We start from the raw sequence: 19447 nt of genomic DNA, 5'->3' as shown, positions 1-19447 counted from the left end.
TAATTCTAATTAAAGATTAGCCGACCAACAGGATATTTTATGGAATATGAAAAGAACACAAGTGGCAAGCCTCATACTAAATTTATTTTAACCCAACCTTTGTTTTGGTTATTAAATAAACTTAAAAAATATATAAGGAAAAAATGCCATGAAAAATATAAAGGCCAAAAAATATGAAACATTATTTAAATGGATAAAAATAACTTTCATTAAATTGATATTTAAAGGTTACTCAGCAGGAACTGCACATTATAATAAATAAAACAAATGAAGAACCACTAACTTTAATACAAAATTTAAATATTTTTCATCTAAGTGCCTATTATGAAAAAATACCTATAATAGGCACTTAATATTAACTATTTTATTTTCTCATCAGATTAAAACCTTTAATTGCCGACTGATGATATTGCTGATTAATAGACGAAGTTAATGATTGCGAAATAGCGGTTAATTCAGTGCCCGCAAGCAATGGAGAACCCGTTTTAAATGGCGGTCTTGGGTCATATTCAATTGCTAACTCGACCAATTGTGCAAATGATGTATCTTTTAATTGCTCTAAAACTAATAACGATGCATCAAAAGAACCCGTAGCAGGACCCGATGTGTAAATATTACCGTCGATGATCACATCGCTTCCAGCAACTGGAATCGCATCAAGATCACTTAACATAGGCACAACATTAGAATTACTCGTCGCCCGACGACCAACAAGTAACCCTGCGGCACCAAGCACTAATGTGCCATAGCATGTTGCAATAACATATTTTGTTTTAGGCACTATGCGCTTAAAAAAGTTTAAGACTTCGATATCTTCAACGATTTCAGGTGGAACCATCCCTACAACTAATACATCTAGATCATCAGGACAATCGTTAAACGTCATTGTTGGCATTGTAGGCCAACCAATATAGCCTTCAACTAACTCTTTTTCTTTCCAAATAAAATGAATTTCAGCAGCCGCAATGGTAAAAACAGATTGTGCACCATTGATATCCATTGGCATAAAACCGGGACTAACAAATATGCCTACTTTCAATGGAGTAGATTGGTTACGTCTTCCCCCGTCAACAAGTTCAATAATAGATTTTGTCGTTTTACCATAAATACCATTCACAATATTCATTATGCTTCCCTATTTTTATACCGAATGGTAAAATAATGGCAGTTATCTAATAATAAGTAAATAATTATCTTACTGAGTGGTACAAAATGAAAAGAAAAGGACGCCCTCGTCGCTACGATAGCGATATTGCGATTAATCACATTACAGAACTATTTTGGCGTAAAGGATATACTGCAACCTCTATGGATGATTTGGTTCTAACCACCGAAATGAATAAACCTAGCTTATACAGCGCATTTGGAAACAAATTTGCGATGTATGAAAAAGCAATTGAACATTTCAGTAAAATAGCCGGAACTCGCTATAGTGAAGCCCTAAATAAACAAAATGACAATGACGATATTTCGCAACGACTACTACGCTATTTTTTAGTTGGGATTGAATTATATACTGGGAAACATGGGCAATTAGGTTGTATGATCCTTTCTACTGCCTCAGCTGAAGTTGATATTCCAGAAGTACAACAGCACTTAGCCAATGTCATTAAGGCACAAATAAACCAAGTTGCCCTTGCTATTACGCAAGCTTTAATTGATGGAGAATTAAAAGAAAATTGTGATATTGATTTAACCGCACAGCTTATCACTGCAATACTGCATTCAATTTCATTAAGAGCTCGTGCAGGAGAAACCGAGGCAAATTTATTCGCTGTAGCTCAAGGCGCCATCGACATGTTAATTAAGCCATTAACTATCTGAATTTAATATGATGACTTGGCCTTCTTGTTGAATTACATCTTGTTCTTTTAGTCTAAATAAAACTTTATCTAAATGACGACGAGAAGTACCTAAAATTGCGGCCAATGTATCTCTAGGTAACCGGATTTGATGACTAGGTAATTGTTCTAGAATATAAAGTAAGTTTTTCTCAATGGAATCTACCGCTGTCATTAATCGTTGTTCTCCATTAATTAATGAACGCTTGGATAATTGACGATTTAGCAAAATAGACAAGCGATGGTCTTGAGAAACCCATGATAGAAAACTATTTGATGGAATGCGTATAACACGAGCATCGGTTAGCGCAATTACATCATAATAATAATGTTTTTGTTGGCAGAGAGCTTCCATTTCGCCTAAAAATTCACCGCGATAACACAGTGTTAATGCTAATTCTTTACCATTACCCGCAAGTTTGTTCACCACAAACTCACCTTCAATAATAATATAAACAAACTGATTCTCCGTACCCTGATGAATCAATTTATATCCTTCTTGCAGATGGATGGTGCAGAAAGTATTTTTAACTGACGGCGGCGCATGACGAAATAACCAATCAACATTGGGCAATAGCTCTTGTTCACTGAATTTTAACCACAACTCGCGAAAAGGCGTTTCATCTATCATTTTGCCACCTCAGTTATTATCCTAAAATTAATCCAGCAATCGCACCATTCATCAAGTTAGCCAATATTGCAGCGCCAAAGGCTTTAAATGCAATACTGGTTAATTCGCCACGACGCTCTGGGCACATTGCGCCTATTCCGCCAATTGCGATACCAATTGTACCAATGTTGGTAAAACCACATAATGCAAAAGATAAGATGACTTGCGTTTTCACGCTTAATGCTTCACCTGTAGCGGGTAAAATTCCACCATCTAAATAGGGTTGTAGATTAGCATAAGCAATAAATTCATTGAATAAGACCTTTTGACCTAATAATTGCCCTGCAAATTGAGCCTCAGCCCAATCAACCCCTAATAACCAAGCTACAGGTGAAAATAACCAACCAATTAATTGTGTGAGAGAAACTTCATAACCAGTGAAACTCGTTGCCCACATCATGAGACCATCGAACATAGCGATAATTGCTAACAATGCCAATAACATACCCGCAATGTTAAGTGCCATTGTCACACCAGTACTCGCACCTTGGGTTACCGCATCAATGCCGTTACGGTATTCTGATTTCTGCCCACGCATGGAGTCGCCAGTTGTAAATTTATCACTCGTTACCCCTATTTCTGGATAAAACAATTTTGCAAACAGTAATCCTGCCGGTGCAGACATAAAAGAAGCTGCTAATAAATATTCAATTTTCACACCATATTGTGCATAACCTAGTAATACCGTTCCTGCAATAGATGCTATTCCACCGACTAAAATTGTAAAAAACTCTGATGACGATAAATGCTTTAAGTATGGGCGAATAACTAATGGTGCTTCAGTTACGCCAAGAAAAATGTTTGCAGCAGATGACATTGATTCAGCACGAGATGAGCCTAATAAACGATGTAACCCTCCACCGATTAATAAAATAAGTTTTTGCATGATCCCAATATGAAACAATAAAGCGGATAGCGCAGATAAAAAAATGAGAACAGGTAATACTTTGAAAACGAAAATAAAACCATCATTACCCAACAGTTCAAACATCTTATCTGTTGCTAACCCACCCAGTAAAAATTGAGTACCTACTTGCGTATAATCTAATAATGCGGTGACTTTATCTGCCATCCATATCATGACTTGCTTACCCGTAGGTAAATACAACATACAAAATGCAAATGTGATTTGTAATATTAATGCGATGGAAACGAGTCGCAAGTTTATCTTGCGGCGGTTATTAGAGCAAAGGAAGGCGATAAAAAGTATTACCACCATTCCTAACAAACTATTAAGTGTTGACATTAACGTCCTCCGGCTGGTTATTTCAGTTCAAAGGCGTTCAAATACTGGTATTGTTTGTCACTAAGTGTTTCTAAAGAAATACCCATATCCTGTAATTTAAGGCGGGCAACCTCACGGTCTATCTCATCCGAAACCGCGTACAGCTTTCTATCTAAAGTATGCTTAATTAAATATTCAGCTCCTAGTGCTTGCAATGCAAAACTCATATCCATAATTTCAGCAGGATGACCATCAGCACAAGCAATATTGATCAATGCGCCGCGTCCAAGTAAATAAAGAGTACGTCCATTTTCTAAACGATAAGCATCAATATTTTCACGGGCTTCAAATGTTCCGACATTAATAGTTTGTAAGTCTTTTAAATTTATTTCATCTTCAAAGTGACCTGTATTACAAATGATCGCCCCTTCTTTCATTAAATTAAAATGTACAGCAGTCAACACATCACAACAGCCTGTCGCAGTTACAAAAATATCCCCCACAAGAGCAGCGTCTTCCATTGTCATGACACCAAAGCCGTCCATTTTTGCTTCTAGACCTTTAATTGGATCAATTTCAGTAATAATGACTTCCGCACCTAAGCCTTTGGCTCGCATAGCACAGCCTTTCCCGCACCAGCCATAACCTGCAACGACAACTTTTTTCCCTGCAATCACAAGATTAGTTGTTCGCATGATGCCATCGAATGTAGACTGCCCCGTACCATATCGGTTATCGAAAAGATGTTTGGATTGCGCACCATTAATAGAAATCACCGGAAAATTCAGTTCATTATTTTTCTCACGTGCAATTGCTCTTAATACACCAGTGGTTGTTTCTTCACAGGCGCCAATCACATGGTGCGCATATTCAGGGTATACGCTATGCAATTCGTGCACTAAATCACCTCCATCATCAATGACGATATGAGGCTCACAGGCTAATGTTTCTTTTACAAATTGTTGATATTCTTCAGCACTTGCACCATGAATTGCAAAAGTATTGATGCCACATTTGACCAGAGCAGCAACAACATCGTCTTTAGTCGACATGGGATTACTGCCAGTGACAGACACTTTTGCTCCGCCAGAAACTAATACTTGAGCTAAATAGGCTGTTTTTGCTTCTAAGTGAATAGAAAGTGCAATACGCTTTCCCGAAAAAGGTTTTTCTTTAATAAAACGTGTTTCTAATGCACGCAATAAAGGCATATGAGATTTTACCCATGCGATTTTTTGCTCTCCAGCGGGGGCTAATGCGAGGTCTTTATAGATACTAGTCACCATCATGAATTCCTTAAAATAAGTTCTAATCAAATTAATGACATTGAACATACAAAAGGAATCTTAGCCACAATAGGTCAATTGCCCATTTCAGGTTGAAATAGTGTTAACAAGATATAGTTATTACAAGTAAATATTGTTTCTGATTATTTATCCATGGATTCTTTGAGTAAAAGTGCTCGTTTCCGATCAATTCCCCAACGATATCCTGACAGTGCCCCATCATTTCTCACGACACGATGACATGGAATGGCGACAGCTAACATATTGGCAGCACAAGCACTCGCAACCGCGCGTACGGCTTTAGGTTGTCCCATTTTTTCAGCAACATCCCTATAACTAACAGTTTGTCCTACAGGAATACCTCTCAACACTTGCCAAACTCGCTGTTGAAAGGCGGTACCACGAATATCCAGTGGCATATTGAAACCAATTTCTGGTGCTTCAATAAAACCGATAACATGCGCAATGAGTTGTTCAAATTCAGCATCTCCCCCCATGAGTTCAGCCTGTGGAAATTTATCCTGCAAATCTCGTAACAACTGTTCAGGGTCATCACCTAAAAAAATTGCACACACACCAATCGGACTTTGAGCAATAAGTACATTTCCGAGAGAGCAAACTGCAAGCGCGAAGTAAATTTTAGTACCATCTCCACCCGCCTTCCAATTTTTGGGGGTCATACCCAATCGTTGAGTCGATGTTTCATAGAACCGACTAGTTGAACTGTATCCCACATCATAAATAGCATCAGTGATACTATTTTTTTGTTGTAATTGTTGACGCATTTTCTTATGGCGAAAAGCATCTGCATAAGCCTTTGGTGTTAAGCCTGTTTGTGATTTAAATAATCGATGAAAATGAAAACGGCTGATACCAACATGATCCGCAAGTTCAGATAATTTTAAAGACATTTCGTTTTGTTCTATATAGCGGCAAGCTTGTTCTATTTTCTCTTGATAGAACTGCGTCAATTGAGATGTTTCATAACGGCTACGCTTCCCTGAACGATAGCCTTCATCCAATGCTTGTTGTTCATTATCAAAAAACTTTACATTATTTCGATTAGGCAATCGCCCTGCAACTGATGGATGATTATAAATAAGCGATGTTTTTACACCATAAATAAAATAGCCATCAGCGGCTTTATTACGCTCAACAATCGCTTGCCAACGTTGTTCATCGGTTAACCACATATTTTGAATTGTCATAATAAAACTCCTTGCTAGTTTTGTTATTTTCATTATCCAACTCAATGTAAAACAACAAACTCCATCTCTTGCTTTTTAATTCGATTACCCAGTGTAATGCGCCAGCTTAAAACCAAAAATTATTAGATAATAAATACTATAGTGAATAGACAAAAAACAAATAAAAAAGACCTTTTTATTTGATGATAAGCTAAGGTTATCAAGATAAAAAGGTCCATTAATTTCAGATCTGTTTATTATCGTTAGTTACAAGCACAAACTGCGTTTGTTACACCTTTTGTTTTAGAATTTCTGCGAATAATAAGTAAAATAATAGCAACACCAAGGCTTGCAACAATCGTCCCCATAAAACTAATCATGGTATAGCTAGAGCCATAAGACAATACAGCAGCACCAATCGCAGCACCAATGGCATTACCTAAGTTAAATGCCCCAATGTTTACTGATGATGCTAAAGCTTGCGCTCCAGGAGCTGCATTCATTACTAATATCTGAATTGGTGGTACTAAGCCAAAACTAAATATACTCCAAAATGCCAGACCTATACCTGCGCCTACTGCATTAACCGCAATAAATGGGAAAACAGCCATACTTACGGCAAGTAGAATGAAAAGTGCCAACAAAGTACCATACAGTGATTTATCAGCAAATAAGCCACCAATATAATTACCTATAGTAAAACCAATACCAATAATGACTAACATAACCGTAATCATCTGATCAGATGCATGAATAAATTGCATTAACATAGGTGTAATGTATGTATATAAGGTAAACATTGCACTTGCGCCTAATACAGTTGCAAGCATACCTAACAAAACTTCTGGTTTGCGCAAAATACGTAACTCATTTCGCACATTGACCTCACGACCTTGCAAATTATTGGGTAAAGCAAGCACTAAGCCAACTATAGTAACTAATCCGAGTGCTGAGATTAAATAGAACGCTTCTCGCCAGCCCACAGCTTGGGTTAATTTTGTCATTAATGGTACACCGCCGACATTAGCAATTGTTAGCCCCATAAACATCGCAGCAATGGCGCTCGCTTGTTTACCTGGTGGAACGACACTTGCCGCAACGATAGCCCCTATACCAAAAAATGCGCCATGATTTAAACTGGTTACAAATCTTGAAAGTGACAGCGTCACCAAATCGGGAGATGCTGCTGAAAGTAGATTACCAACTGTAAAAATAGACATTAAAAAAATCAAAGCAACTTTAGGCCGTCTTTTGACTAACAATAATGTCATAATAGGCGCACCAATCATGACGCCTAATGCATAAATCACAACAATTGAACCTGCTGATGGAATATCAACATGTATATTTTCTGCAATATATGGCAGCATACCCATTGGAGAGAATTCAGTCGCTCCAATAGCGAAAGCACCTATTGATAACGCTAAAAGTGCAGTATTAATCTTCATCTAACAACCCTATTTTAAATAAACCATTCAACTAAATTGATGTGGCTGATTTTTTCATATTGTATGGCAATGAAAAAGCCGTTATGGTGGAAATAACTTTTGCCGGAAATGCAATAATGAAAATTACATTTGAAGAACTACAAGCATTTATTAGTGTGATAGATAGCGGTTCAATAACCGCAGCAGCAGAACAACAAGGAATGACGATATCAACCGTAAGTCGCGCTCTGTTACGCTTAGAAGAAAAAATGGAAACAACTTTAATTTACCGAACTACACGGAAGATTAAACTCAGTGAAGAAGGTGCTGCATTTTTGCAAAAAGCGAGAGAGATAATTAACCTAGCACAAGAAGCTGAAGAAATGCTCTCTGCTCGTCAATCAATTCCTTCAGGTAAATTGCGCATTGATGCTTCAACACCTTTTGTCACGCATGTCATAGCCCCTTTAATACCTATATTTCATGAACGTTATCCACAAGTTGAGTTAGAAATAAACAACTATGAAGGCGTCACTAATTTATTAGAAAAAAAAATAGATGTTGCGTTTAGAATCGGTACGTTAAAAGATTCATCATTAAATGCAACCTTATTAGGTTATAGCCAACAACGATTAGTTGCTAGCCCTTCTTATCTTGAAAAACATGGTATTCCACAGAACGTTGAACAACTCAAACAACATTGTTTATTAGGCTTTACACATCCCGATTCTTTAAATACTTGGCCAATAAAAAACAGTGCTAACGAATTATTAAAAATTACACCCGATATTGCCGCTGCAAGTGGTGAAATACTTTTTCACCTTGCTGTTCAAGGAAGTGGAATTTTATGTTCAGCTGATTTTGTTACTATGGATGCTTTTGCTCAAGGTCAACTTGTTCAAGTACTTGGAAATGAAACTATCGTGATGAAACAAGCTATTAATGCTGTTTATTATCGAAATCAAGCTGTTTCACCACGACTCCGCTGTTTTATTGATTTTGTGAAAAAGTATTCAAAAAAAATTGAGCAAAGCTAAAAAATGATAAATTACCTGAGCTATCATCACCTTCTCTGTTTTTTAAAACCCGATAGAGTAATACCTGTATGCCGTTTGAAATAACGACATAAATATGAAGTATCTTCAAAATTTAGTCGTACAGCAATTTCCTTTATTGATAATGTCTCAATCTCAAGTAGTGCTTTTATTTCTAATATCACCTGCCTATCGATTAAAACCTTAGGTGAGTCTTTAAAAAAATTTTGGGTTATTTGAGACAAGTAAAATGGTGTAATTGATAATTTTTCAGCATAAAACTGAACATCTCGATGTACCTTACTATGTTGCGTAATTAAATCCCAGAAACGCCAGCATAGCTGTGTTTTTCTGCTATAACCTTCATGTTGTTTTACATCTAGTTGCTTAGTGTTATTCGCAATTTCTAAAAATAAATTTTGCATATGGTTACGTAACTGTAATAACCAGTATTCTTTTTTTTCTTTAACAATATACATCATTAAATTCTGCCATTGAGACAACATTTCTATTTTATTATTTAGAATCTTAATAACAGGTTGCTTATTAAAGAAAGCAAATAAAAAATTAGGTAATTGAAATGCAATATCTGTGGAGAAGTTCTTATCCAACAATAAATAGTCTACAAGAAAATGCTGTGATTTTTGTTGCAGTATAGCGAAGGTATCATCATATAAAATCACGATATCATTTTTACGAACAATATAGTTTTTAAAATTGATATTAAAAATTGCATAACCTTGTTTACAGATAATAATGGTAACATACGCTAACGAAAGCGGTATTCCTTGCAACTCATCCAATGACGATTGACCAATACTAATCACTTTTGGCACATGGAACTGATGCTTGTAACACCTTAACATACATTTTCCTCTTTCTAATGCATCCTCCTAATGCATCCTCATCAATAAATCATATCATTAGTTGTTAAAAGTACCCAAACCAGCAAGGTTTTGCACTTATATACTGCAATAAAATACCTAAAATAGAGATGAACAATTAAATAATACCTAATTAATAAGGAAACCATTATATGATTCTCTACACCGATAGGTTAGTACTGCGCCCATGGCAAGAAACTGATGCTGAAAATTTATATTTGTATGCTAAAGATCCTCAAATTGGTCCCATTGCTGGTTGGCCGCCACATCAAAGCGTAAAACAAAGCGCTGAAATTATTCGAACTATTTTTATGCGTGATGAAGTTTATGCAGTTACCTTGAAAGAGGATAATTTAGCTATAGGGTTAATTGGCCTCTCTATGAGTCAAGATAGTAATTTTCCTATCGGTGCTAATGATGCAGAAGTCAGCTATTGGATTGGTGTTCCGCATTGGGGAAAAGGCTTAATTCCTGAAGCGATATGCGAAATAATACGTCATGGCTTTAAAAATTTAAAATTAGATAACTTATGGTGCGGTTATTTTCAGGAAAACCAACAATCAAAAATTGCTCAAGAAAAATGTGGTTTCAAATATTACATCACACTTGAACCACAGTTTATCGAATTGATTGATGAAACTAAAACCCAAAATATTAGCCGTATAACTTACAGTGAGTGGCTCAATTCAAAATAATTATTACTATTGATTTATTTTTAAGCTCAAAGCCATTTTACGGTGGCTTTTTTCCTTCCTATATCACTTCCCTTACATAACTTAAATTGTTTACCCTCATAATTTTTGCCACAATACGCTACATTTTGTATAAAGTCTTTCTATAGACCTCGCATTAATGCTATGATTTTTCAATAATTATAAATAGTAATATCAAAATATCTCTTAAAATAATCAACAGGTAAACACATGCACGACTATGGAATTTGGACAATTATAACCCCCATTGTCACCATCCTTTTGGCAATATTAACTCGCCAAGTGATGCTTTCCTTAATGTTAGGGATCTTTGTCGGTTTTACAGTGATTAACGACCACAATATTTTGTTAGGTGTTAAAGGTACAGTAGATGGCATTATCGATACTTTTTCTTCTGCCGGTAATACTAGAACAATTGTATTTATGGTAATGATAGGAGGTTTAATGCGATTAGTGGTTGTCACTGGTGGTGTTCGCGCACTGGTTCAGTTATTAACCAATAAAACTAATCTCATCAAAAACCGTGTTACAACTCAATTGTTAGCCATTTTAATTACCTCATTAATTTTTATTGAAAGCTCAATCAACCAACTCGTTGCTGGCGCTTCAACCAAAAATTTAGCGAGACAATATGGCGTCGCCCCAGAAAAAATGTCATATATTATTCAAACTGCATGTGTTTCAGTTTGTTCCTCTGCTGTTATTAATGGTTGGGGAGCTGTGATCATGGGTTTAATAGGCGTGCAAATATCTCAAGGACTTATTACTGGCGAGCCTTTTGATATATTAATTAAATCGATTGGTTATAATTTAATGGCTTGGCTATCTTTAGCTACCATTCTTTTTTATGTGTTAACCAATATAAGTTGGGGCCCAATGAAAAAGGCCGAAGTAAAATACCAAGAGAGTTTCGTAGCGGGTAATATTACACTGTCTAGCCAACACAATGCTGATGAAGACGATATTATTGAACACCCTCACGCCTACTCGGTTTTAAATTTCTTCATTCCTATTCTATCCACCGTTTTAATGGTCCCTATTGCGTTATATATTACAGGCGATGGTGATTTTACCAAAGGTAGTGGCTCAACTTCTGTTTATTGGGGAGTTATGTTTGGTACAGCTGTTTCTTTCTGCTGGTTTATTGGTCGCCGCTTATTAAATATCGATAACTTCTTCAAGGAACTATTTATTGGCTATGCCAATATGCTAAAAATTAGTTCAATCATGATCCTTGCGTTTTTGATGGGAAATGTTTCCGCTGAATTAAATACCGGCGCATACATTGCTGAAGTTACTCAAGGCGTTATGGCACCCGGTTTTTCAATTGGCTTTATTTTTATTATTAGTGCAATTATGTCACTGGCAACCGGTACATCATGGGGTACTTTTGCAATTATGATCCCAATTGGTGTTCAACTAGGCCTATCCGTCGGTATGCCAGTTGAATATATGATTGGCGCAGCTATTTCCGGCTCGATATTTGGCGATATGACCTCACCTATTTCAGCGGACGCAATTGTCGCTTCAATGGCAACAGATTGCGATCATATTGAACATATTCGAACCCAAATGCCTTATGCATTAGTCACTGCGAGTATTGTTCTCACTATTTACCTTTATTTAGGATTTACCTATTAATATCACGGAGTTTACGATGTCACTTCAACAAAAAATTTCCCAATTCAACAAAGTTGATTTACTTAATACATCAACCCCGTTGAATCGACTGAATAACTTATCTCGTCTATATGAGCGTGAAATCTATATTAAACGTGATGATATGACGCCACTAGCGATGGGCGGTAATAAACTACGTAAACTCGAATTTTTAATCGCTGATGCCTTAGCTAAAAATGCAAAGATTATTGTCACTGCGGGTGCGATTCAATCAAACCATGTCAGACAGACTGCTGCTGTTGCCGCAATGTTTGGACTTGAGTGTGTCGCATTATTAGAAAATCCAATACAAAGTGACGACGCAAATTTTCTACACAATGGTAATAAGCTTTTAACCGATTTGTTTGGTACGCGCTGCGTAATGTGTGATGAATTAACCGATCCACAAGCTCAAATGGTTGAATTAATTAAAAAACTGGATCTGCAAGAGGCTTATATTGTCCCAGTTGGTGGCTCTAATGCCTTAGGTGCTTTAGGCTATGTACAATGTGCGATTGAAATTGAACAGCAAACACCTGAACATATTGTATTTGATAAAATCATCGTGGCATCAGGCAGTGCCGGAACTCATGCAGGGCTTGCTATTGGCTTACAAGAGTTACTACCTGCTACCCAATTAATTGGTGTCACTGTTTCACGTACGCAGCAAGACCAAGCACCAAAAGTAGAAAAATTGCAGTTGGAATTAGCGCAGTTATTAGAAATTAAAAACACACCTAACATCCAGCTATGGGACAGTTTTTTTGCACCTATGTATGGAATGCCAAATAGTGCAGGTCTTGATGCGATTAAGTTACTGGCACAAAAAGAAGGTATTTTATTAGACCCTGTCTATACCGGCAAAGCGATGGCAGGACTAATAGATTACTTAGAAAATTCAACAGAAAAAACACCTGTTTTATTTATTCATACTGGTGGTGCGCAAGCATTATTTGCTTACTCAGAAATTAGCCAAACAATTTAATTACTTTATCTATCAATATCTATGGGGTGATTCTCATCCCATTTATTCTACTAAAAGTATCATCTGCAATTTGCTATTTTGTTTTTCTCTCGCACCTAGCCTAAATAGATACCCATTAAATCGACGATTTATATCAAAAATGCTCTCTCCTTCAATGAACCTAGCTTACAGCGTTAAAATTACTATAAACTACGCTCTTAAAGAAATACCATTGATAAATATGATGAAAAATACTTATACCAATATCTAACTAAAAAGGTTAACTAAAATGTCTATAACACTGAAATTAGCTACGGTGCAAGACGTCCAAATTCTTCATGAAATAGGTATAAAAAGCTATTGTCATCATTTCGGACATTTATGGAATAATAAAACAGAATTAGATGATTACCTCTTTAAAGAATATACACCAAGCAAAATAATTTCAGATATAAATCTGGCTAATACAGATTGGTTTTTAATTCAAAGCCCACTATCAATTGCAATTGGGTTAGTTAAACTCAGTTATCATCTACCAATCCCTGAATCTTCAGCAATCGGTACATTATTGAATAAAGTTTATTTTTCACCTCACTCAACAGGTCAAGGCTTTGGAAAAGCAGTATTTCAAATAATTGAACAACTTGCGATGAAACAAGGAGATCAATGGTTATGGCTTGATGTTTTAGCCGATAATCATCAAGCCATTAGATTTTATCAATCCAATGGGATGCAAAAAATCAAAGAAATCATGTTTACCAGCCAAACACAACAAACTCTTGAATATTTGATGAGTAAAAAACTCTAATTTATCAGTAATTAAAGTGAATTTTAATCCATGAAAAATACAATTTTAGTGACAGGCGCAACAGGGCAAGTTGGCCAATATTTAGTTCAAGCACTACACAATATGGGCTATCAAGATGTTATTTTAGCAGTAAGAGACCCGAACAAGTTAAGTTCAGCACCTTTTACGACCATCTTAATGGATTATGACAAACCGGAAACAATCAAAAGTGCCTTAATCGGTATTGATTCTGTGTTTATGATGACAGGCTATACTATTGATATGCTTGCTCAAAGCAAAATTTTTATTGATATCGCAAAATCATCAAATGTAAATTATATCGTGCATTTAGGTGCTTGCGGTGATGATAATGCACAAGTTGCCCATTGGGCTTGGCACCAACTGATTGAGCGTTATATTGAATGGTCTGGTATACAGTTCACTCATTTACGCCCTGAATCTTACATGCAAAATTTGCTAGGTTATCAAGGAGATGATAATTTACAAAAAGGTATTTTACGTTCCTATTTTGGTAATGCCGTGCTAAGTTGGGTTGATTGCATTGATGTCGCCGAACTTGCTGCGCATTGTCTGACCTCACCCAAGCAACATTATGGACAAATCTACCGTTTAGGTTATGAAACTAAAAATCATCATCAGATAGCCCAATTACTTACCAATGAGCTTGGTATTCCCTTTCAATATAAAGCAAAAGATCCCAATGAATTTTGGCAGCATGCATTAAATAATAATTTAGAATTAGCCTATATGAAGAGTATTTATGATCACTTTATTGCTTTCAGTACGGGTGAGTTAGATAGAACAGGCATGGTATTTGATAATTTCCAAAAAATAACAGGTAAAGCACCTACAACATTAAAAGAATTTATTTTAAAGCATCAAAATAGATTTAAGTAAATTTTGTAGCCACACCCTGTTGTGTGGCTATTTTTCCCTAATTTATTTTTAGGCCTTAATTTTTTTATTTGCGATTAAAATACCTAAAATAATCATCACACCACCAACAATAACAATCATACTTATTTTTTCATTAAGAAATAATGCACCGATAAAAACTGCAGTTAGTGGATTTAATGCAATGAATGATCCTGCACTTGCTGCTCCTAACTGGTCTACTCCCTGATAATACCAAACATACGCTATCGCTGAACCTAAAACGCCTAAATATAGAAGGCTAGATAAGTCTAAAAACGATAAACGTTCAAGGTTATTCAAAGTTAATTCCCCTGTCACACAAGAGATGATGACGAGTAATAATGTACCTAATAATATGGCATAAGTTACTGTGTGCAAAGCTCCAATCTCACGAATGACATTTTTACCAGCGACTGTGTAGATCCCCCAACTAATCACACAACCAAGAATAGCTAAATCCCCTTTGTTGGTAAAAATTCCGCCAACATCTTCAGTGTTATCGGACAACAAAATAAATGCACCAATAACACAAAAAATAATCCCAATACCTTTAATTAAAGAAATTTTCTCCCGCCATAAGATAAATGAAATCAATGCAATCATTGCTGGATTAATTGCGACTAATAAAGCAGCTCTGGAAGCGGGTATGTTTTGCAGACCATAAAAAAATAGAATTTGATAAATAAATATCCCACTTAATCCGAGTATAGAAATTTGCATAAGCTGTTTGAATGTTATTTTTTGCCAACCTATTTTAGTGAAACTTAGTAATACTATTAAAAAAACACCCGCAAATATAAAACGAATAGATGCTGACAAAATAGGCGATATTTCAGGTTGTAAAACTCTACCTGCAATAAATGTCCCTCCCCATATGATGGAAACAAAGATCATTTGAATGAAAATAACGTTTATTGAAAATCGGAAAATTATTGCTTTTACACTTATCATCTATACCTCTATAACACGCATTAAATAATATTAGACTTGCTAGATAACGGTATAGTGATAAGTTATTACTTATTCTGGTTCATAAGCAAATGAGCAAATACTCATGACATTAACTCAACTTGAAATTTTTACTACCGTAGCTGAATTTAAAAGCTTCACACTGGCTGCAATGAAATTAAATATTTCTCAATCAGCAGTATCACACGCCGTAAAATCGCTAGAAAAAGATCTTAACGTTACCCTTTTTGTTCGTGAACAAAATCATACTACCTTATCTGAGATTGGTAATATCTTGCTCATGCGGGCGCATAATATGCTAAGCATTCAAGAATCAATGATCCAAGAAGCGCAAGCAGCTAATGGATTAAAAAAAGGCGTATTACGAATTGGTTCATTTGGTCCTGGTTCATCATCACGCATCTTGCCACCTATTCTGGCACAGTATCGCCGACAATATCCGCTGATCAATATTATCGTTGATGAAGGTGATGATGAAAGTGTGATTCACTGGCTACAAGATAAACGTATCGATATAGGTTTTGTTATATTACCGGATGAAAGATTTGATACTTTTAAAGTAAAAGAAGACCAAATGGTCGCAATACTACCATTAGGCCATCCACTTGCTGAATATGATAAGGTTTCTTTAAAACAACTATGTGAATTCCCGTTTAATTTAACACAAGCGGGATCAGGAAAAACGGTGATGGATTTATTTCATGCACAAAAACTAGTGCCAAAAATTCAGTTTAAAACGAGACAATTATTAAGCACATTCTCCTTAGTTGCTCGAGGGGAAGCGGTGTCAATTGTGGCTCAATTAGCCATTCCAGAGGGTGCTCAAGATTTAGTTATAAAGCCGCTAACACCCGCAATAAAAAGAACGATTGCTTTTGCCATCAATAATGAAAGTGAAGCATCCCCAGCTACTAAAGCATTTATCAAAATAGCCAAAGCAATGCATAGCTAAATTAATTAATTGAATTTATTAACTTATAATGAATAACATACAAAAATTGCTCTGTTGGGTAAATTTCTCGGATCAGTTTTTTTAATGTCTCAAGGGACATTGCTTCTTGTTTAGCGTGATACTCATTAATATCATCATAGGAAATTGCATCGACTGAGAGTATTTCTATATCAGTGTAATATTCTGCAGTTTCTAGCGCATAAACTTTAACAACGGTTCCGGGAATATAATGACTTTCACTTTCATCACGAATAGTGATAACTTTTTCACCCGAAACAACTAAAGGTAGTAGCCGTTCGAAAAAAGTAATAGTCTCTGGCGCTTTGTTCACTTTATTTACCTTAATATGGATATTTCTCGTTATTGTCAACAAGCTATTTTCCAGTAATTAGCAAAAAGTGCAATACAATGGTTGTATAAATGCGTTATGTTCCTCTACAGCTAGAACTCTGGATTTAATGCCTATAAAATATTCCTATTAAATTGTAAATTCAGAGCAAAAAATGAAAAATAACCAAATACTTTTTTACCAACAAGAAAAATATTTTTGGCAAGCTATTTGCCATAGTACAATTGATATCGATGAATCTACAATTACCTATTTCTCAGAATTGCCTATTCCTGCATTTAACTTTATCTATTTACACCAAAATGCATCTATTGCTAGTTTTGAATTAGCCGAAGACTTATTTAAACAACAAAACAAGCCTTATATTTTAGTTATTCAAGATAGCGAATTAGAAAAATTTAAATTCGTTGTTACGCAAAGAGAACTTATTGATGATGGTGAGTCCACAGCAATGATCCTAGACCATTCTAATCTAAGTGATCACGCAAAAGGTATCTCACTACCTAATGGTTATCATATTACAGTTTGCAATCAAGATTTAACATCTTGGGCAGAACCCTTGATTACGGCATTTCCTATTTCGCCAGAAGATGATGAAGCAGGTGATGATACGGTTATTAATGAATATATTCGTTATCATCAACGGGCATTGGATAAGAAAATCAATATGTTGCATTTTGTCTTATTCCATAATCAGCAACCCACATCTACCCTAACACTAACATTGAATAACAAGATAGCCCGTCTTGATGATATTGGAACTGATGCTCAATATCAGCGTCGCGGTTTAGCTACGCTATTAATCAAACATGCTTTACAAGTCTGCCATCAACAAGGCATTGAGCAATGTGTATTAGAAGCCTCCAGTGACGGCCTAGGTATTTATCAAAAGTTAGGGTTTAAACCTATTTTTAATTATCACAGCTTTGTTTCAGCGTAAAATAAATAAGAGAATTCGAGGAATAAATATGTATAAAGTTGCTATCGTTATTTTTGATGAATTTACAGATATAGATTATTTTTTAATGCGTGACATTTTTGGCCGCTGCCGTGAAGACTGGAATGTCCAAGTATTAGGCACAAAGCCCTTTCACACCTCAACACTCGGTCAAAAAGTAGAAACAGACGGTCATATTACACTCGCGAATGATGCTGATGTTGTTTTATTTAGTAGCGGGCAACAAGGTATTCCAGCCGTACTTGCTGATGAAAGTTTTATTAATGCATTTAAACTCGATAATACACGACAAATTCTTGGTTCTATTTGTGCTGGCTCTTTTGTGTTGCAGAAATTGGGTTTATTGAATGGAACACCAGCAACCACGCATCCTGATGCAATGAATGCCTTTATAAATATGGGGGTAGATCTCGAAGATAAACCATTAGTTGTTCGTGGAAATATTGCAACAGCGGGTGGTTGCTTATCGGCTTTATACTTAACTGGTTGGATAGCGGAAAAGTTATTTAATACTGATAAACGCCGCCAAATGCATCGCCAGCTATTACCGGCAAACCAACATGTATTATTTGAAAATATAATTCATGACGCGATTGAAGATGCAAAAATCTAATATTCATAAATAACATCAGCTGTATTGCCCCCATAAAGACAATACAGCAATGATATACTTAAATTGCTAGTGATTAATAGATTGATACCAGCTTTGAATATCCGTCACAATCATTGAAGTTTGTGATTTGCCTTTATCATCTTTAAAAAAGTGATCTAAACCTTCATAACTTTTAAATGATACCTTGGTGTTAGTGTTATTCTTCATCATTCGTTGGGCATTGTGTGCGTCTACATTTATATCTACCATTGTTTGTATGACTAAATGCGGAGTTTTTATTGATTGAATCAAGTTTTGATTATCAATCGTTAAGCTTTCATACCACCAAGTAGGCCCATGACTACTTACAAATTGATTTTCATCTAATTGTTTATCTTTTGCAGCTTGTGCAAATTGTTTAAATCCATCTACTGATTCAGATACATATTCAGCCGGAGTATTATTTTTAATACTATAAATGACATCATCTATAAAATATCGACCACCTAAATTTAAAGCAATGGATGCTTTTATATAATCGACTTTGGAAACTATAATATTAGTGACAACAGCTCCCTCACTACCTCCTAATAAGATGATCTGCTGGTAATGATCCTTTAACTGATTTAATACAGAAATATAATTTTCTGCTCTTTCAAGTGGAGAATCATTCTTCATATATTCCACAGGGCAATTATCTTGTTCAACCTCTTCGTTATTTTGACCGATTTGATCAGTCAAACCTGTTTTTTCAACTAACAAAATGTCATTATTTGGAAAAGCAGCGCCAAAATTTTTGACCATATCGGGATTATTAACCACACTTTTACAGTCAGAACCTTGAATTAAAACTAACAAATTTTTAGATTTAGCCGTTCCCTTTTGGATTAGATAATAATGAATTTCTTTACCATTATGTGGTTGAGTTTGCATTTGATAAGAATAATTTTCAGCAATACTATTAAATGGAAATAATAATAAAATAAGTGAAATCGCTTTGATTTTCATGAAGTT

At 35.6% G+C, this 19447-nt stretch carries 20 protein-coding genes; 10 read left to right on the top strand and 10 right to left on the bottom strand.

Annotated elements, in window-relative coordinates; genetic code table 11:
* Positions 1 to 364: 364 nt before the first annotated feature.
* A complete protein-coding gene (locus tag DD649_RS03780; RefSeq protein ID WP_294103763.1) occupies positions 365 to 1126 on the bottom strand; it encodes a DJ-1/PfpI family protein in 762 nt (253 codons plus the stop codon).
* 86 nt (positions 1127 to 1212) lie between these two features.
* Here DD649_RS03780 and DD649_RS03775 point away from each other — a divergent pair, with 86 nt between their 5' ends.
* Positions 1213 to 1824, top strand: a complete 612-nt coding sequence (locus DD649_RS03775) for a TetR/AcrR family transcriptional regulator (RefSeq protein ID WP_336429132.1) — start codon at positions 1213 to 1215, stop codon at positions 1822 to 1824.
* Here DD649_RS03775 and DD649_RS03770 read toward each other — a convergent pair.
* From DD649_RS03770 to DD649_RS03750, 5 genes are all read right to left on the bottom strand, one after another.
* Positions 1813 to 2472, bottom strand: coding sequence for a Crp/Fnr family transcriptional regulator (locus tag DD649_RS03770; RefSeq protein ID WP_294103759.1), 660 nt, complete (start codon positions 2470 to 2472; stop codon positions 1813 to 1815). The genes DD649_RS03775 and DD649_RS03770 overlap by 12 nt on opposite strands.
* Positions 2473 to 2488: 16 nt before the next feature.
* Positions 2489 to 3757 carry a nucleoside transporter C-terminal domain-containing protein gene (locus tag DD649_RS03765; RefSeq protein ID WP_294103756.1) on the bottom strand — a complete coding sequence of 423 codons (1269 nt, stop codon included), beginning with the start codon at positions 3755 to 3757 and terminating at the stop codon, positions 2489 to 2491.
* 17 nt (positions 3758 to 3774) lie between these two features.
* On the bottom strand, positions 3775 to 5022 hold the full coding sequence (locus DD649_RS03760) for an adenosylhomocysteinase (protein WP_294103754.1): 1248 nt from the start codon (positions 5020 to 5022) through the stop codon (positions 3775 to 3777).
* A gap of 143 nt (positions 5023 to 5165) precedes the next feature.
* Complete coding sequence (gene ada, locus DD649_RS03755) at positions 5166 to 6230, bottom strand: bifunctional DNA-binding transcriptional regulator/O6-methylguanine-DNA methyltransferase Ada (RefSeq protein ID WP_294103753.1); 1065 nt, start codon at positions 6228 to 6230, stop codon at positions 5166 to 5168.
* A gap of 242 nt (positions 6231 to 6472) precedes the next feature.
* On the bottom strand, positions 6473 to 7657 hold the full coding sequence (locus DD649_RS03750) for an MFS transporter (protein ID WP_294103751.1): 1185 nt from the start codon (positions 7655 to 7657) through the stop codon (positions 6473 to 6475).
* 116 nt (positions 7658 to 7773) lie between these two features.
* On the opposite strand from DD649_RS03750, the gene DD649_RS03745 reads away from it, so the two are divergent.
* The gene (locus DD649_RS03745; RefSeq protein ID WP_294103749.1) at positions 7774 to 8673 is read left to right on the top strand and encodes a LysR family transcriptional regulator; all 900 of its coding nucleotides are present in this window, start codon (positions 7774 to 7776) and stop codon (positions 8671 to 8673) included.
* Between the two features lie 26 nt (positions 8674 to 8699).
* Here the strand turns inward: DD649_RS03745 and DD649_RS03740 are convergent, their stop codons facing one another.
* The gene (locus DD649_RS03740; RefSeq protein ID WP_336429125.1) at positions 8700 to 9536 is read right to left on the bottom strand and encodes a helix-turn-helix domain-containing protein; all 837 of its coding nucleotides are present in this window, start codon (positions 9534 to 9536) and stop codon (positions 8700 to 8702) included.
* Positions 9537 to 9706: 170 nt separating this feature from the next.
* On the opposite strand from DD649_RS03740, the gene DD649_RS03735 reads away from it, so the two are divergent.
* The 5 genes from DD649_RS03735 to DD649_RS03715 all read left to right on the top strand — a co-directional run bounded on the left by DD649_RS03735 (position 9707) and on the right by DD649_RS03715 (position 14595).
* Positions 9707 to 10249 (top strand): GNAT family N-acetyltransferase, encoded by a 543-nt coding sequence (locus tag DD649_RS03735; RefSeq protein WP_294103745.1) that lies wholly within the window; start codon positions 9707 to 9709, stop codon positions 10247 to 10249.
* A gap of 228 nt (positions 10250 to 10477) precedes the next feature.
* Positions 10478 to 11908: a Na+/H+ antiporter NhaC family protein gene (locus DD649_RS03730; RefSeq protein ID WP_294103743.1), complete on the top strand. Its 1431-nt coding sequence runs from the start codon at positions 10478 to 10480 to the stop codon at positions 11906 to 11908.
* 16 nt (positions 11909 to 11924) lie between these two features.
* Positions 11925 to 12911, top strand: coding sequence for a D-cysteine desulfhydrase (locus DD649_RS03725; protein WP_294103741.1), 987 nt, complete (start codon positions 11925 to 11927; stop codon positions 12909 to 12911).
* Between the two features lie 268 nt (positions 12912 to 13179).
* On the top strand, positions 13180 to 13698 hold the full coding sequence (locus DD649_RS03720; RefSeq protein ID WP_294103739.1) for an N-acetyltransferase: 519 nt from the start codon (positions 13180 to 13182) through the stop codon (positions 13696 to 13698).
* Between the two features lie 30 nt (positions 13699 to 13728).
* On the top strand, positions 13729 to 14595 hold the full coding sequence (locus tag DD649_RS03715) for an NmrA family NAD(P)-binding protein (RefSeq protein ID WP_294103737.1): 867 nt from the start codon (positions 13729 to 13731) through the stop codon (positions 14593 to 14595).
* Between the two features lie 48 nt (positions 14596 to 14643).
* On the opposite strand, the gene DD649_RS03710 is transcribed toward DD649_RS03715, so the two are convergent.
* A complete protein-coding gene (locus DD649_RS03710; RefSeq protein WP_294103735.1) occupies positions 14644 to 15564 on the bottom strand; it encodes a DMT family transporter in 921 nt (306 codons plus the stop codon).
* A gap of 103 nt (positions 15565 to 15667) precedes the next feature.
* On the opposite strand from DD649_RS03710, the gene DD649_RS03705 reads away from it, so the two are divergent.
* Positions 15668 to 16534, top strand: a complete 867-nt coding sequence (locus DD649_RS03705; RefSeq protein WP_294103733.1) for a LysR family transcriptional regulator — start codon at positions 15668 to 15670, stop codon at positions 16532 to 16534.
* 1 nt (position 16535) lies between these two features.
* Here the strand turns inward: DD649_RS03705 and yqfB are convergent, their stop codons facing one another.
* The gene (gene yqfB, locus DD649_RS03700; protein WP_294103729.1) at positions 16536 to 16865 is read right to left on the bottom strand and encodes a N(4)-acetylcytidine aminohydrolase; all 330 of its coding nucleotides are present in this window, start codon (positions 16863 to 16865) and stop codon (positions 16536 to 16538) included.
* 172 nt (positions 16866 to 17037) lie between these two features.
* Here yqfB and DD649_RS03695 point away from each other — a divergent pair, with 172 nt between their 5' ends.
* Together DD649_RS03695 and DD649_RS03690 are read left to right on the top strand one after the other, a co-directional pair.
* A complete protein-coding gene (locus tag DD649_RS03695) occupies positions 17038 to 17823 on the top strand; it encodes a GNAT family N-acetyltransferase (RefSeq protein WP_294103727.1) in 786 nt (261 codons plus the stop codon).
* 28 nt (positions 17824 to 17851) lie between these two features.
* A complete protein-coding gene (locus DD649_RS03690) occupies positions 17852 to 18454 on the top strand; it encodes a DJ-1/PfpI family protein (protein ID WP_294103725.1) in 603 nt (200 codons plus the stop codon).
* 66 nt (positions 18455 to 18520) lie between these two features.
* On the opposite strand, the gene DD649_RS03685 is transcribed toward DD649_RS03690, so the two are convergent.
* Positions 18521 to 19441 (bottom strand): alpha/beta hydrolase, encoded by a 921-nt coding sequence (locus DD649_RS03685; protein WP_294103723.1) that lies wholly within the window; start codon positions 19439 to 19441, stop codon positions 18521 to 18523.
* Positions 19442 to 19447: the final 6 nt, after the last annotated feature.

The organism is Providencia sp. (genome assembly GCF_003533305.1).
In the GTDB taxonomy this organism is placed as follows: domain Bacteria; phylum Pseudomonadota; class Gammaproteobacteria; order Enterobacterales; family Enterobacteriaceae; genus Providencia.
The sequence above is the reverse complement of the archived record's forward strand: the minus strand, read 5'-3'. Positions and strand labels throughout refer to the sequence as shown.

Excerpts from the sequence above, each read along its gene's own strand:
- DD649_RS03760 (WP_294103754.1), bottom strand. The coding sequence starts at position 5,022 with ATGGTGACTAGTATCTATAAAGACCTCGCATTAGCCCCCGCTGGAGAG.
- DD649_RS03775 (WP_336429132.1), top strand. The coding sequence starts at position 1,213 with ATGAAAAGAAAAGGACGCCCTCGTCGCTACGATAGCGATATTGCGATT.
- DD649_RS03770 (WP_294103759.1), bottom strand. The coding sequence starts at position 2,472 with ATGATAGATGAAACGCCTTTTCGCGAGTTGTGGTTAAAATTCAGTGAA.
- DD649_RS03765 (WP_294103756.1), bottom strand. The coding sequence starts at position 3,757 with ATGTCAACACTTAATAGTTTGTTAGGAATGGTGGTAATACTTTTTATC.
- DD649_RS03735 (WP_294103745.1), top strand. The coding sequence starts at position 9,707 with ATGATTCTCTACACCGATAGGTTAGTACTGCGCCCATGGCAAGAAACT.
- DD649_RS03730 (WP_294103743.1), top strand. The coding sequence starts at position 10,478 with ATGCACGACTATGGAATTTGGACAATTATAACCCCCATTGTCACCATC.
- DD649_RS03745 (WP_294103749.1), top strand. The coding sequence starts at position 7,774 with ATGAAAATTACATTTGAAGAACTACAAGCATTTATTAGTGTGATAGAT.
- DD649_RS03740 (WP_336429125.1), bottom strand. The coding sequence starts at position 9,536 with ATGTTAAGGTGTTACAAGCATCAGTTCCATGTGCCAAAAGTGATTAGT.
- DD649_RS03705 (WP_294103733.1), top strand. The coding sequence starts at position 15,668 with ATGACATTAACTCAACTTGAAATTTTTACTACCGTAGCTGAATTTAAA.
- DD649_RS03750 (WP_294103751.1), bottom strand. The coding sequence starts at position 7,657 with ATGAAGATTAATACTGCACTTTTAGCGTTATCAATAGGTGCTTTCGCT.
- DD649_RS03690 (WP_294103725.1), top strand. The coding sequence starts at position 17,852 with ATGTATAAAGTTGCTATCGTTATTTTTGATGAATTTACAGATATAGAT.
- DD649_RS03725 (WP_294103741.1), top strand. The coding sequence starts at position 11,925 with ATGTCACTTCAACAAAAAATTTCCCAATTCAACAAAGTTGATTTACTT.
- DD649_RS03715 (WP_294103737.1), top strand. The coding sequence starts at position 13,729 with ATGAAAAATACAATTTTAGTGACAGGCGCAACAGGGCAAGTTGGCCAA.
- DD649_RS03720 (WP_294103739.1), top strand. The coding sequence starts at position 13,180 with ATGTCTATAACACTGAAATTAGCTACGGTGCAAGACGTCCAAATTCTT.
- DD649_RS03710 (WP_294103735.1), bottom strand. The coding sequence starts at position 15,564 with ATGATAAGTGTAAAAGCAATAATTTTCCGATTTTCAATAAACGTTATT.
- ada (WP_294103753.1), bottom strand. The coding sequence starts at position 6,230 with ATGACAATTCAAAATATGTGGTTAACCGATGAACAACGTTGGCAAGCG.
- DD649_RS03780 (WP_294103763.1), bottom strand. The coding sequence starts at position 1,126 with ATGAATATTGTGAATGGTATTTATGGTAAAACGACAAAATCTATTATT.
- DD649_RS03685 (WP_294103723.1), bottom strand. The coding sequence starts at position 19,441 with ATGAAAATCAAAGCGATTTCACTTATTTTATTATTATTTCCATTTAAT.
- DD649_RS03695 (WP_294103727.1), top strand. The coding sequence starts at position 17,038 with ATGAAAAATAACCAAATACTTTTTTACCAACAAGAAAAATATTTTTGG.